This window comes from Salmonella sp. NW177, assembly GCF_051811585.1.
Classification (GTDB): domain Bacteria; phylum Pseudomonadota; class Gammaproteobacteria; order Enterobacterales; family Enterobacteriaceae; genus Salmonella; species Salmonella enterica.
Genome location: NZ_JAMMZV010000001.1, coordinates 886,932 through 900,312, shown reverse-complemented (window position 1 = coordinate 900,312; position 13,381 = coordinate 886,932). Strand labels below are relative to the sequence as shown.

General features: G+C 53.3%; 11 protein-coding genes and 2 pseudogenes. 4 read left to right on the top strand and 9 right to left on the bottom strand.

Translation table 11 applies throughout. The annotated features are described in order from the left end of the window. Positions 1 to 3: 3 nt before the first annotated feature. The 3 genes from NA986_RS04615 to blr all read right to left on the bottom strand — a co-directional run bounded on the left by NA986_RS04615 (position 4) and on the right by blr (position 1,170). The gene (locus tag NA986_RS04615; RefSeq protein WP_058114451.1) at positions 4 to 444 is read right to left on the bottom strand and encodes a DUF2569 domain-containing protein; all 441 of its coding nucleotides are present in this window, start codon (positions 442 to 444) and stop codon (positions 4 to 6) included. Between the two features lie 88 nt (positions 445 to 532). Then, positions 533 to 748: a transcription modulator YdgT gene (gene ydgT / locus NA986_RS04610; protein WP_000217946.1), complete on the bottom strand. Its 216-nt coding sequence runs from the start codon at positions 746 to 748 to the stop codon at positions 533 to 535. A gap of 296 nt (positions 749 to 1,044) precedes the next feature. Further along, the gene (gene blr / locus NA986_RS04605) at positions 1,045 to 1,170 is read right to left on the bottom strand and encodes a division septum protein Blr (RefSeq protein WP_001708800.1); all 126 of its coding nucleotides are present in this window, start codon (positions 1,168 to 1,170) and stop codon (positions 1,045 to 1,047) included. Positions 1,171 to 1,377: 207 nt separating this feature from the next. Between blr and NA986_RS04600 the strand changes: the two genes are divergently transcribed. After that, the gene (locus NA986_RS04600) at positions 1,378 to 2,418 is read left to right on the top strand and encodes an oxidoreductase (protein ID WP_000998242.1); all 1,041 of its coding nucleotides are present in this window, start codon (positions 1,378 to 1,380) and stop codon (positions 2,416 to 2,418) included. A gap of 74 nt (positions 2,419 to 2,492) precedes the next feature. Here the strand turns inward: NA986_RS04600 and add are convergent, their stop codons facing one another. Then, on the bottom strand, positions 2,493 to 3,494 hold the full coding sequence (gene add, locus NA986_RS04595; RefSeq protein ID WP_000565566.1) for an adenosine deaminase: 1,002 nt from the start codon (positions 3,492 to 3,494) through the stop codon (positions 2,493 to 2,495). 217 nt (positions 3,495 to 3,711) lie between these two features. Continuing rightward, positions 3,712 to 4,086: pseudogene (locus NA986_RS04590) on the bottom strand (aminotransferase class I/II-fold pyridoxal phosphate-dependent enzyme); the annotation flags it as partial. An 18-nt stretch (positions 4,087 to 4,104) separates the two neighbouring features. Here NA986_RS04590 and malI point away from each other — a divergent pair. Next, positions 4,105 to 4,707 (top strand): annotated as a pseudogene (gene malI / locus NA986_RS04585) (Mal regulon transcriptional regulator MalI); the annotation flags it as partial. Positions 4,708 to 4,764: 57 nt separating this feature from the next. Here malI and NA986_RS04580 read toward each other — a convergent pair. After that, positions 4,765 to 6,273, bottom strand: a complete 1,509-nt coding sequence (locus tag NA986_RS04580) for a YdgA family protein (protein WP_070793844.1) — start codon at positions 6,271 to 6,273, stop codon at positions 4,765 to 4,767. Between the two features lie 102 nt (positions 6,274 to 6,375). Further along, positions 6,376 to 7,551: a mannose-6-phosphate isomerase gene (gene manA / locus NA986_RS04575; protein ID WP_001170625.1), complete on the bottom strand. Its 1,176-nt coding sequence runs from the start codon at positions 7,549 to 7,551 to the stop codon at positions 6,376 to 6,378. A 199-nt stretch (positions 7,552 to 7,750) separates the two neighbouring features. Between manA and fumB the strand changes: the two genes are divergently transcribed. Both fumB and fumC read left to right on the top strand, forming a co-directional pair. Then, the gene (gene fumB / locus NA986_RS04570) at positions 7,751 to 9,397 is read left to right on the top strand and encodes a class I fumarate hydratase (RefSeq protein WP_000066611.1); all 1,647 of its coding nucleotides are present in this window, start codon (positions 7,751 to 7,753) and stop codon (positions 9,395 to 9,397) included. Positions 9,398 to 9,564: 167 nt separating this feature from the next. After that, positions 9,565 to 10,968: a class II fumarate hydratase gene (gene fumC / locus NA986_RS04565; RefSeq protein ID WP_000259121.1), complete on the top strand. Its 1,404-nt coding sequence runs from the start codon at positions 9,565 to 9,567 to the stop codon at positions 10,966 to 10,968. Here fumC and tus read toward each other — a convergent pair. Further along, positions 10,965 to 11,894, bottom strand: a complete 930-nt coding sequence (gene tus, locus NA986_RS04560; protein WP_000092495.1) for a DNA replication terminus site-binding protein — start codon at positions 11,892 to 11,894, stop codon at positions 10,965 to 10,967. The genes fumC and tus overlap by 4 nt on opposite strands. Before the next feature lie 75 nt (positions 11,895 to 11,969). Further along, positions 11,970 to 13,271: a two-component system sensor histidine kinase RstB gene (rstB, locus tag NA986_RS04555; protein ID WP_023217024.1), complete on the bottom strand. Its 1,302-nt coding sequence runs from the start codon at positions 13,269 to 13,271 to the stop codon at positions 11,970 to 11,972. Positions 13,272 to 13,381: the final 110 nt, after the last annotated feature.

Here is a 13,381-nt window from a genome sequence, read left to right as displayed (position 1 = left end):
TTATTACGGATTAACAAACGTTGTTTTAACGCGCGTTGAACGTTTGAGATAAGGCACAATGAGCGCCGTCGCCAACAGTGGGAAGAGTAACTGACGCACGGCAAAGGCATCTGAGACGGGCGAAAAGGCAAATGCTTTAACCGCCAGTAACACCGACACCAGCAGCCAGATAATGTAATGCTTCGGCACGCAGCGTCTGCGTTTGAAGAATGCGATTGTCAACCACAGGGTATAGTACCACATGGCGATAGCGGTAATAAATGAAATGCCCCATAGCAGTAAATTACCGGTTTCCTGTCCGCTAAGCGTCTTGAACGTTTGCGGTGTGGCAAGCGCCATAACGTAGAGTAATAACGCCAGCGAGGCGCTCAACAACGCGACTAACAGCCAGGCTAACGGGCCAAGAAGCCAGCCTCCAATTCGTTGTGGCGGTGTTGTAGTCATATCTTCTCCGGGGTTACGCGCGTTAACGGTCATGCCGCTCATTTTGGGGCAAATATTATAAGGTTTTTGATGTTAAACGCTACTTTCTTTATTGCACATAGCGCCAGACGGATTGCGGAACCTGACCTACATCAAACAGGCGTCCTCCGGAAACCAGTTCGGCACGGCGGTGATCTGCAGCGCGATACATATTAACAATATCCATGTCATCAGTAAGGGTATAGTTAAGGTGGTCGAACAGTTTTTCCAGACTTTCGAGCGAACTAATTTTGCGGAATTTTAATAGATAATCCTGAACAGTCATATAAAGTTGATCCATATTAAATATAATGCCAACGGAGTAGTCACTGATAAAAAATAAACAAAACCGCACCAGTGAGAGGTCAGGGGTGCAGGTAAAAAGGGAATATTCTTACCGGTAAAGAGTCAGGCGCCACATGGCGCCTGGGGCGAAAGGTTAACGCGCTTTCCTACAACAGGCAATAAACGTCAGACCAGATAGGACATATTTCGTTTTTTTTGCCGGTTTTTGACTTTTCATTGCACCCCCGGGGCGCCGCTTACCGTACCACGCGAAAATGCCTTTACATTATCTGACGCTTACTTCTTCTGAACGGAAGCCGTGGGCTCTGGTGGTTGGTAATTGTCAATATGGTTGGCAATACCTAAAAGAATGACTGAGATAACGAGAACTATCCACCCAGTTAATTCAATAAGACGATTCATTATTGACGACATTTGCTTTGATTTATCCATAAACACAGGGGGTAAATGTTACTTTCCTGGCGAACGGTCGGCAAGAGGGAGGGAAACGTTTTCAGCCTCTGTTCTGTAACAAGTTAATCATTTGATGCTACGTTGATGGTCAGGACGCTATTGCGGCTAATCGCACGATGGTGTGGAATAGCGATATCTAAAACCGGAGGCAGTGAGATGAATGACAAAATCCGCGTTGGGTTAATCGGTTATGGCTACGCCAGTAAAACCTTTCATGCGCCATTAATTATGGGAACGCCAGGGCTAGAGCTTGCGGCGGTGTCCAGCAGCGATGAAACAAAAGTGAAAGCAGACTGGCCGGCGGTTTCCGTGGTCTCTGAGCCCCGACATTTATTTAACGATCCGCATATCGACCTGATCGTGATCCCGACGCCCAACGATACCCATTTCCCGCTGGCGAAAGCTGCGCTGGAAGCCGGTAAGCATGTGGTGGTTGATAAACCCTTTACCGTGACACTGTCACAGGCGCGAGAGTTGGATGCGCTTGCGCGGAGCACTGGCCGGGTACTTTCCGTCTTCCACAACCGACGCTGGGACAGCGATTTTTTGACGCTGAAGGCCTTGCTGGCGGATGGCGTGCTCGGCGAGGTGTCCTTGTTTGAATCCCACTTTGATCGTTTCCGTCCCCAGGTGCGCGACCGCTGGCGCGAGCAAGGCGGGCCAGGAAGTGGTATCTGGTACGATCTGGCGCCGCACTTGTTGGATCAGGCCATTCAACTTTTTGGCCTGCCGGTCAGCATGACGGTGGATTTAGCGCAACTGCGTCCGGGCGCGCAGTCTACAGATTATTTCCACGCGATTTTATCCTACCCCCAGCGCCGCGTGATTTTGCACGGTACGATGCTGGCCGCGGCGGAATCCGCGCGATACATCGTTCATGGTTCGCGCGGTAGCTATGTAAAATATGGCCTCGATCCCCAGGAAGAACGGTTAAAAAACGGCGAGCGTTTACCGCAGGAAGACTGGGGATACGACATGCGTGACGGCGTATTGACCCTGGTTGAGGGAGAGACGCGCAAAGAAGAAAACTGGCTTACGTTGCCGGGTAACTATCCGGCATATTATGCCGCCATCCGCGATGCGTTAAACGGTAACGGTGAAAATCCCGTGCCGGCAAGTCAGGCGATTCAAATTATGGAGTTGATTGAACTGGGCATGGAATCGGCAAAACATCGCGCGACGCTGTGTCTTGCCTGAGATGTCGCATTTCTCCGCCTGGGATAGCATTAAACCGCAGGCGGAGAGAGGGCGTTAGCATCAATAAAGCAATCTTACGCCGCGGCCACTTTTTCGCGCAGCGCACGTTTTTCGCTATCGCTCAGAAAGGCGATTTCCAGACCGTTAATCTGCGCCTGGCGAATCTGCTCGCGGCTCAATCCTGCCGCTGGCGCGGCGACATGATATTCATGGATAATATCTACGCCCTGAACAGCCGGATCGTCCGTATTAAGACTGGCGAGAACGCCATGCTCAAGGAAGGTTTTGAGCGGATGATCTGCCAGCGATGCGACGGTACTGGTCTGAATATTCGAGGTCAGACAGGATTCAATACCGATACGCTGCTGTGCAAGAAAATCCATTAACGCGCGATCTTCGACAGCTTTTACGCCATGTCCGATACGTTCGGCCCCCAGTTCGCGAATCGCCTGCCAGATACTTTCCGGCCCTGCGGCTTCGCCAGCGTGAACGGTAATATGCCAGCCCGCATCGCGCGCCCGATTAAAGTGCGACAAAAACAGACTGCCGGGAAAGCCCAGCTCATCACCGGCTAAATCCAGCGCGGTGATTTTCTCTCTGTGCGCCAGCAGCGCATCAAGCTCCTGTAAACATGCCGCCTCGCCGAAGGTACGGCTCATAATGCCAATGAGTCGTGCCTCGACGCCAAACGTGTTACAGCCGTCGCGTACACCGTCGATAACGGCTTCAACCACGCCTGCGATCGGTAACTGATGCGCCATCGCCATATAGCCGGGCGAAAAGCGAAGCTCGACGTAATGCAGGCCGTTACGTGCGGCATCTTCAATATTTTCAAAGGCCACACGGCGGCAGGCGTCAAGCGATGCCAGGACTTTTACCCCCCAATCGAGCTTCGTGAGAAAGCTTACTAAATCAGGTTCGGTTGAGGTGACCTGGACATGCGGAATCAGCGTTTCCAGCGTTTGGGCGGGAAGGGCGATGTTGAACTGCCGACCAAGATCCAGAATTGTTTGGGCGCGAATGTTGCCATCAAGGTGGCGGTGGATGTCAGTCAAAGGAAGCGTAATATCAATCATGGGCGCACTCAATTTTTAATAAAAGTGCGCACCATTATACTACAGATCGATAATGCTCTGGAAATTTTGCAAAAACGGAGTCATTACGTTGCAACTTCGCGAGAGCGCGGGAGAAATTTTGTATCATTCTCTTTAACGCGCCCCCGGTCAGCTCACGGGGGCCGTCTCTGTTATCGCCTCTCAGGATAAAGGGGCAACCCCCCGCCTGTAGACAGTATCAGTGAACGGTGCGGATAGCGTTAATCAATCCGTTGACGCCTTTTTCAAGTTTCAGGCGAGGGCATCCGGCATTCAGACGCACAAATCCCCGGCCTTCTGCGCCATAGGTATCGCCGGACATAATGGCGACTTTCTCCTGATGAATGAGCGTGTGCTGTAATTTTTGATCGTCAATGCCGAGTGGACGGAGATCAATCCATGCCAGATAGGTCGATGGCGGCGCTTGCCAGTTCAACGTCGGAAAGGCGCCATTCAGCGCCTGCTCAATATAGCGCATATTAGCCGCCAGCGAGGCGCGTAACGCATCCAGCCACGGCGCGCCGTGCTGATACGCGGCAATATGCGCCGTGAGCGAGAGCACCGCTGGCGAAGAAGAGCGCAGGCCGACGCACAAGGTATTCCTGTCGTGTTTGCGTCACGCGCCAGCTATCTTGATGATGCGGATACCGTTCGGCCTGACAACATGCAGGCGGCGCAACTCCTGACGGAGTACCTTATTCGTCAGGGCCATCAGCGCATCGCCTGGCTGGGAGGACAAAGCGCATCTTTAACCCGCGCGGAGCGCGTGGGCGGCTATTGCGCGACGTTGTTAAAATACGGTCTACCGTTTCACAGCGAGTGGATCGTGGAATGCGCTTCCAGTCAGAAATAGGCGGCAGAAAGCATTACCGCGCTGTTGCGATACAATCCGACCATTAGCGCTGTCGTTTGTTACAACGAAACCATTGCGATGGGGGCGTGGTTTGGCCTGCTGAGAGCCGGACGACAGAGTGGCGAGAGCGGTGTCGATCGTTATTTCGAGCAGCAGGTGTCGCTGGCGGCGTTTGCTGATGTGGCGGAGAACGCCCTCGACGACCTGCCGATTATCTGGGCCAGTACGCCGGCGCGAGAAATAGGCTATACCCTGGCCGAACGAATATTGCAGCGTATTGCTCACGACGAGCACCATGTGCGGAGTCAAACGATAGCCGCTCGCCTGGTAACGCAAAAGTAGAGGCTGCGCGTCGTTCGGCGCAGACCGGGTGCAGCGTCGCGACACCCGGCAAGGCGATTATTGTTGAGGCAGCGCCGGAACGTCCGGAACGGAAAGCGCCGGCATCCCAAACAGGCCGACAAAGTCTTCCAACGGCATTTTTTGTCCGTTGAGCGTGATCTGGCCATTGGCGTACTGCAAACTGGAGGCGATAGTATTATCCTTCAGCGTTGTCAGTCGGAACATCTGACCCATTGCGGACAGCCCCTGCACCTGCTGTTTTGCCAGTTTTTCCGCATCATCCTGCTGATAGCCTTCCAGCTTTGCTATCTGCGTCATAAACTCGACCGCCATGTCCATTGGAATTGCCAGTTTCGCATCCAGCGATTTCACGGAGCGGTCGACTTCCTGCGCCAGCGTTTGCGGTTGTGCCGTTGTGGTTGCCGGATCTTTGAGGAACAGCGACAGATTCAGCGTGGTTTCCCCTTTGGCGTTTTTCCAGCTAAGCGGCGCCAGGGTCAGTACCGGATCGCCTTTTAACAGCACGGGGAGAGCGCTAAAGAACGCTTCAGTGACTTTTTGCTGATAAAGCTCAGGATTCTGCGCCACGTCCGGCTGATTCAACAGCGCCTGCGTTTGCGCATGATATTGCTGACTAAACTGGTGCCAGGCTTCGCCGTCGATTTGACCGACTTTCAGCGTTAATTTACCGCTGCCCAAATCCTGATTCTGCACTTTCAGGCTGTTAAGCGAGTAATCCAACTGGCTGTTAATGGTTTTTCCGTCGTTGACGAGATCGGACTTGCCGGCAATTTCCATCCCTTCCAGCACCGCCATCTCTTTACCCTCAATGGCGATGGACAGTTTATCCAGCGTTAACTTTTGGTCGCCTACACGCTCGCCAAAGCTTGCCAGCTTACTGGTACCGTCGGTTTTCAAATTATTAAAGGTGAGTTGGACCTTCTGATTATATTCGTTAACGGCATCGACCAGGCCGCTCTGCGCTTCGCCCGACAGCGAAACCACATTACCGTCTTTATCGGCGTTAAGCTGGAACTCGCCGCCGCTAAAGGCGACCTTTTCACCGGCATTCTCGTAGTTTAACGGCTTGAGAGAGATATCGGAGCGGGTATCGCCGCCATAACCAATGCGGGTATTGATAACAAAGGGCGTGTCGCCTTTCGCGATATCAAAGAGGGGTTTTGCCGCATCGTTATTCACCAGGGTGGTTTTTACCGACGCCATAGAAGGGAGCAGATTGAGCGTTTTGAGCTGGGCGAGCGGGAAGGGACCATGTGAAACGGACTCGTCCAGCACAATGCTTTGCCCGGGTTTCAACCAGGTAGTGTCTGCGCCGGCAACCGGTTTGACAACCAGTTGCAGATGGCTACTGAACACGCCACGCTGGTAGTTTTGATAACTTAATTCGACACCGGCCTCCGGCGCAGTACGCTTGAGCTGTTCATTGGCCTGAGTCACCATTTCTGAAAGATGGTTCTCCAGCTTTTTCCCCGTATACCAGGCGCCGCCTGTCCAGACGATGCCAAGTGCAATTACTACACCTGCAGCTACCAGTGTTTTTTTCATATCAATTGTCCATAAAAATGAAACCAGGCGGATTAAACCGCCTGGAGGAGTTTTACGTCTGTTATAAGCTTAGCAAGAGTTGTTAAAAAATTCAGTACGTTGCTACAGCTTGTTATAAACACGCGCTAAACGGCCTGTGCCGCTGGCGTTAACCGGAGACTCATCCGCGCCGATAAAGGCAGATTCACCCGGCTTCAGTACCAGACGCTGTTCATCTTTACGTAACACCGCCTCACCCTCAACGCAGAACAGAATCGCGGCGCTGTGTTGGCCGATGCTCGTCTCCTGAAGCGCCAGGTCGTGCAGTGAAAAAGCAAAATCGTCAACCGGAATTGGGAAGTCCAGCTCCGCGCCGCTTTTTACCGGGGCAGTCAGCAACTCGCTGGCAGGCTTAGGTTCGAACTTCACGTTCGCGACCAGCTCAGGGATGTCGATATATTTTGGCGTAAGGCCAGCGCGCAGAACGTTATCGGAGTTCGCCATGACTTCCAGCGCAACGCCCTGCAGATAAGCATGAGGCGTTTCGGCAAACAGGAACATCGCCTCGCCGGGATTCAGTTTGACCACATTCAGCAACAAAGGAGAGAAAAGCCCGCTGTCGTCAGGATAATACTCTGAAATCACGCGGATCGTTTGCCACGGTTCGCCTTGCTGGCTGTTAAGCGCCGCTTTGAGTACGGCTAACGCGCGGGATTTTTCTTCGCCTTGCATATTCAACAGGCTGGCGAAAAGCTGGCTCAGACGTTCAGCATTCGGCGCCTGCAAAAAGTGGGCGATAGCGGAATGCGCGCCGGCGACAGGTTGCAGTAAAGAGACAATGTCAGAAAATTCGCGGAACGCGTTCATCGCCAGGAAAGGCGTCAGGGCAAAAACCAGCTCTGGTTTATGATTCGGATCTTTATAGTTCCGCTCTGCGGCATCCATGGGGATACCCGCCGCATTTTCTTTCGCGAAACCGATTTCGGAGTTGCGTTTATTCGGGTGCACCTGAATAGAGAGCGGCTGCGCGGCGCACAGTACTTTAAACAGAAACGGCAGTTCGCCGAAACGGTTGGCTACCGCTTCGCCCAGCATGGCGGTTTTATTCTTTTCGATGGCGTCACGCAGGGAGACGGTTTCGCCGTTGGCGGTGGTGATTCGCGAGCTGCTTTTGGGATGCGCGCCCATCCAGAGTTCAGCCATTGGCTGCTGCTGCGGATTGGCGATGCCATAAAGTTCTGTTAACGCAGTTTTACTTCCCCAGGCATAGTTTTGCACTGAGTTAATGAGTTTTTGCATTATCAAGCCCTGTTTCAATGTGGAGATCAATGGGAGGTATTAAACCAAGAAACCCGCATGAAGTAACCTCCGGGCGTAAAAAGTCGTACTTGTCTCAGTTTTTGTTAAAAAATTGTGTAGGATAGTGTTACTCGCTTTGAGTCGGGCAATGGAACACCTGCCCAGAGAATAACCATACCGAGCGGTAAGTGAGAGCACAATGTCAAACAAACCCTTCTTTTATCAAGACCCTTTTCCCCTCAAAAAGGACGATACCGAGTACTACTTGTTGACCAGCGAACATGTTTCCGTCGCCGAATTTGAAGGACAAGAGATCCTGAAAGTCGCGCCGGAAGCGCTAACGCTGTTGGCGCGTCAGGCCTTCCACGATGCGTCTTTTATGTTACGTCCCGCGCATCAGCAGCAGGTGGCGGATATTCTGCGCGATCCGCAGGCCAGTGAAAACGACAAATATGTCGCGCTGCAATTCCTGCGAAACTCCGATATTGCGGCCAAGGGCGTGTTGCCCACCTGCCAGGATACCGGTACGGCCATTATTGTCGGCAAAAAAGGCCAACGCGTCTGGACTGGCGGAGGTGATGAAGCGGCGCTGGCTCGCGGCGTATATAACACCTATATCGAAGATAACCTGCGCTATTCGCAAAACGCGGCGCTGGATATGTACAAAGAGGTCAATACCGGTACTAACCTGCCAGCGCAGATCGATCTCTACAGCGTCGATGGCGATGAATATAAATTCCTCTGTATCGCTAAAGGCGGCGGATCGGCGAATAAAACCTACCTCTATCAGGAGACAAAAGCGCTTCTGACGCCGGGTAAGCTCAAAAATTATCTCGTTGATAAAATGCGTACGCTGGGCACCGCCGCCTGTCCGCCGTATCACATTGCGTTTGTCATTGGCGGCACCTCGGCGGAAGCGAACCTGAAGACCGTTAAGCTGGCCTCGGCAAAATACTATGATGCGCTACCAACCGAAGGCAATGAACACGGGCAGGCCTTCCGCGATATTGAGCTGGAAAAAGAATTGTTGCTTGAGGCGCAAAATCTTGGCTTGGGCGCGCAGTTCGGCGGCAAATATTTCGCTCACGATATTCGTGTCATCCGATTGCCGCGCCACGGGGCATCGTGTCCGGTAGGTATGGGCGTGTCCTGCTCCGCGGATCGAAACATTAAAGCGAAGATCAACCGGGAAGGGATCTGGATCGAGAAGCTGGAGCGCAATCCCGGTAAATATATTCCAGAGGCGCTGCGCCAGGCGGGAGAGGGCGAGGCGGTGCGCGTTGATCTTAACCGTCCCATGAGCGAGATACTGCAACAACTGTCGCAGTATCCGGTATCAACGCGCCTGTCGCTGAACGGCACAATTATTGTGGGCCGCGACATCGCGCACGCTAAACTGAAAGAACGGATGGACAGCGGCGAAGGTTTGCCGCAGTACATCAAAGATCATCCTATCTATTATGCGGGGCCGGCAAAAACGCCGGAAGGGTACGCCTCCGGGTCGCTTGGGCCGACTACCGCAGGACGGATGGACTCTTATGTTGATCAGCTCCAGTCGCAGGGCGGCAGTATGATCATGTTGGCGAAAGGCAACCGCAGCCAGCAGGTGACCGATGCCTGTAAGAAACATGGCGGCTTCTACCTGGGCAGTATCGGCGGCCCGGCAGCCGTTCTGGCGCAGGGCAGTATCAAGCGCCTGGAGTGCGTGGAATATCCTGAACTGGGTATGGAGGCTATCTGGAAAATTGAAGTGGAGGATTTTCCGGCCTTTATTCTGGTGGATGATAAAGGCAACGATTTCTTCCAGCAGATTCAGTCATCGCAGTGCGCACGCTGCGTTAAGTAATGTCGCCGCCCTGCGGGGCGGTAACATGATTCGCTATTTTGCCGGAGAACGGCGCAAGCGCCTTATCCGGTCTACACCGTTGTGTTGTTATCGTTAATACTCATAAGACCGCAAACATGTGAGCAATGTCGACACATGATCTCATCAACTTGAGTAAGGAGCAGGTAATGGTAACGGTACGCCGCGAGAAAGATTCAATGGGCGCGATTGAAGTCCCGGCAGATAAACTGTGGGGGGCGCAGACTCAACGTTCGCTGGAGCATTTTCGGATTTCCACGGAGAAAATGCCCGTCTCGCTCATTCACGCTCTGGCGTTGACCAAGCGCGCCGCTGCGAAGGTCAACCAGGACTTAGGGTTGTTGGCGGCGGAAAAAGCCAGCGCGATTATCCAGGCGGCTGATGAAGTGCTGGCGGGAAAACATGCTGATGAGTTTCCGCTGGCGATTTGGCAGACCGGGTCCGGTACGCAAAGCAACATGAATATGAATGAGGTGTTAGCGAACCGCGCCAGTGAAATTTTGGGCGGCGTTCGCGGTATGGAACGCAAGGTGCATCCCAATGATGACGTCAATAAGAGTCAAAGCTCAAACGATGTGTTCCCAACCGCCATGCACGTGGCGGCGTTACTGGCGTTACGCGAACACCTCATCCCGCAATTATCCGCATTAACGGATACGCTTCGCGATAAATCCCACGCTTTCGCCGATATTGTCAAAATTGGCCGTACTCACCTGCAGGACGCGACGCCGCTCACCTTAGGCCAGGAGATTTCCGGTTGGGTAGCCATGCTGGAACATAACCTCAGACACATTGAGCACAGTTTACCGCACGTCGCGGAACTGGCGCTCGGCGGAACCGCAGTAGGGACAGGGCTTAATACCCACCCGGAATATGCCCGGCGCGTGGCCGAGGAACTGGCGACGATTACCGCGGCGCCGTTTGTTACCGCCCCGAATAAATTCGAAGCGCTGGCGACCTGTGACGCGTTGGTACAGGCGCATGGCGCATTAAAAGGACTGGCGGCCTCGCTGATGAAAATCGCCAACGATGTTCGCTGGCTGGCGTCCGGCCCGCGCTGCGGCATTGGCGAGATTGCTATCCCGGAGAATGAGCCAGGCAGTTCCATTATGCCTGGTAAAGTGAACCCGACCCAGTGTGAAGCGGTAACGATGCTATGTTGCCAGGTAATGGGTAACGATGTGGCCATCAATATGGGGGGCGCATCGGGCAACTTTGAGCTCAACGTCTATCGTCCGATGGTTATTCATAATTTTCTGCAAACGGTGCGCCTGCTGGCCGATGGCATGGAGAGTTTTAATAAACACTGTGCGTCAGGAATCGAGCCAAACCGCGAGCGTATTACGCAGTTGCTGAATGAGTCGCTGATGCTGGTCACTGCGCTGAATACGCACATCGGTTACGATAAAGCGGCGGAGATTGCGAAGAAGGCGCATAAAGAAGGGCTGACGCTCAAAGCCTCAGCCGTGGCATTAGGATACCTTAGCGACGAGGAGTTCGACGCCTGGGTACGTCCGGAGTTAATGGTTGGCAGTATGACGCCGGGACGTTAATCCGCCACATACAGGTGCAGTCGCGGAATAATCAGTCGCAGCGGCTGCGCCTGTGGTTTAAAACGGTGCTGAATATTATCGGCGTCATAGTTTTCCAGCCCGCCAATATCCGGCACGCCTGCGCCGTTGTCCGTGTTGATTAATGCGATAATCGGCGTGGGGCAGGCGTGTTGTACCTGTTTTTGCTGGCCTTTATACCAGATGCGGGCGATCGGCTGTACTTTAACCGGACGCTTAATCTTGAGTCGGGCCTGCTGCGGTAAGGCAGCGATATCCTGATATTCCCGTTCCAGCTTGAATTGCCATTGTTCGCGCGTCCACGGCGGGACGCTGCGCGGCGACGCGAGGCTTTTTTTCAACTGGCTCAGAACCTCATCCCGGCTTAAATTTTTAATAATATGTTTATTTGCCCAGCCGAAACGTATGGTAGCGGGGTTATTGATAAGCGTCAGCGTGCGGTAAGCGTTCAGCGTAATTAAGCCGGGTAGATGCCGATGCACCCACTCAAAACGTGCCGCTGAGGGAAGACCGGACTCTACCGTAACCATCTGCTCGAAGGTGGTTTTCAACTGGTTAATGCGCTGTATCTGATTTTCCAGATCTAACTGTGTCGCATTATCCACTTGATAGCATAAGACGCCAGGCAGGCGGACGGCGGCTTTACTGCTGCGGTTTTCGGACTGCTGTTGAATAAACAAATGGCGATAGTGACGTAGCGCCAGCGTTTCGGCCTCTTTCCCCAGATGTTGCGTTACCTCGATAGTATCCAGCGGCGCATGTTCCGCCTCTTTGGTCACCTGCGGCAGTGAAAAGACACGGGCGATAAGTAGCGAATGCTGCTGTAGATTATCCGTCAGCGCCGCCAGGTGTTGTTCTATCTGGCGAAAAGTGCCATTCAGGCGTTCAACGAGATCGTAGCGGGACATGGTATCACTCACTTTAGTTACAACATACTATCTGTATAGCACAGTTCCCGCCGCTCAACCAGCGTGCAAAATACGTCAGGCAGCGGTCACGTTGGGCATCGCGTGCCAGACCGGCCAGTGAAAGCTAAATTTTGCGCCGCCCAGTTCGCTCTCGTCACAGACGACGCTACCGCCCATCGCCAGGGCGATAGAGTGTACGATGGCGAGTCCAAGCCCGCAGCCGCCTGTCGCCCGGTCTCTACTGGGGTCGAGTCTGACAAAAGGTTCAAATATGCGCTCACGCGCATCCGCTTCAATGCCGGGGCCATCATCTTCGACTATCAACGCTGCCTGACTGCCGTCGAGTAACAGACTGACCTGAACGGTGGTACGACTGTAGCGCAACGCATTATTCAGCAGGTTATCCAGCACTCGCGACATTAACCGCATATCAAGCGCGCCATAATCGCCGATTACACATGTGAGAAGGTTTACGGCACGTTCCGGGGTCACGCTCTGCACATCCTGCAAATGCGCGAGCAACCAGGCGGGGAGGTCGGGTTCGGTCAACATCAGTTCATTTTGTGGTCGGTCAAGGCGCGCATAGGTGAGCAGTTCTTCAATCAGCGCTTCCAGCTGACCAATATCGCGATTGAGCGCCTGTGATTCCGGCGGTGTCAGATTTTCACTCATTTCAAGCCGATAGCGTAAACGTACCAGCGGCGTGCGAAGCTCATGGGCGATACCGTCAATCAGCTGTTTTTTACTGGCGATCAGAGCATTAATGTTATCCGCCATCTGGTTGAACGCGACGCCCAGACGTTCGAAACTGGAGCCATTATCGAAGTGCAGGCGTTCAGTCAAATGACCCTCGCCAAAGCGCTGCGCGGCGGATTCGAGCCTGAGCATTTCTTGCCAGTGCGGGCGCATCCAGATAAACACAGGAAAGGCGAGAGAAAAGGCAATGAGCGCCATTAAGGCGATATCCAGCAGTCGCATTTGATGCAGGAAATAGAGATAGGGAACCGGGCCAACCGCCAGGACGTAATGACTGCGCGGGATACGCTGAATAAAGGTGTATTGATCGTCAAGCGCGACAATATCGCCTTCACGCAGTCGCTGCGTGGTGGCGGCATCAAGCTTATAGTGATTTAACGGTTCAACGCGTAAATCGAAAGAGAGGTTCAGGTCCATCTCTTTTAACGTTTTCCCCCATTCACGCGGCGGAATTTCCCGCAGTTCGCTGCGCATCAGATAGAGCGAACTTTTCATCAGATCGTCGAGCGATTGTCTGCCCGCGCGTTCGGCGGTGAATTTGTACACCAGTCCGACCAATAAGGTCATGACCAGAAAACAGACGAACAGCAAAAGGTAAAACTGCACAAACAGCTTTTTCATCAACGCCCACCGGATATCAACACATTAACTCTATCGCGGCGCTGGCGGAAAAGATTTCTCGTCAGCGCCGCTGGTGGGTTATAAAAGCAGGCTTTGCGTCAACTGACAAC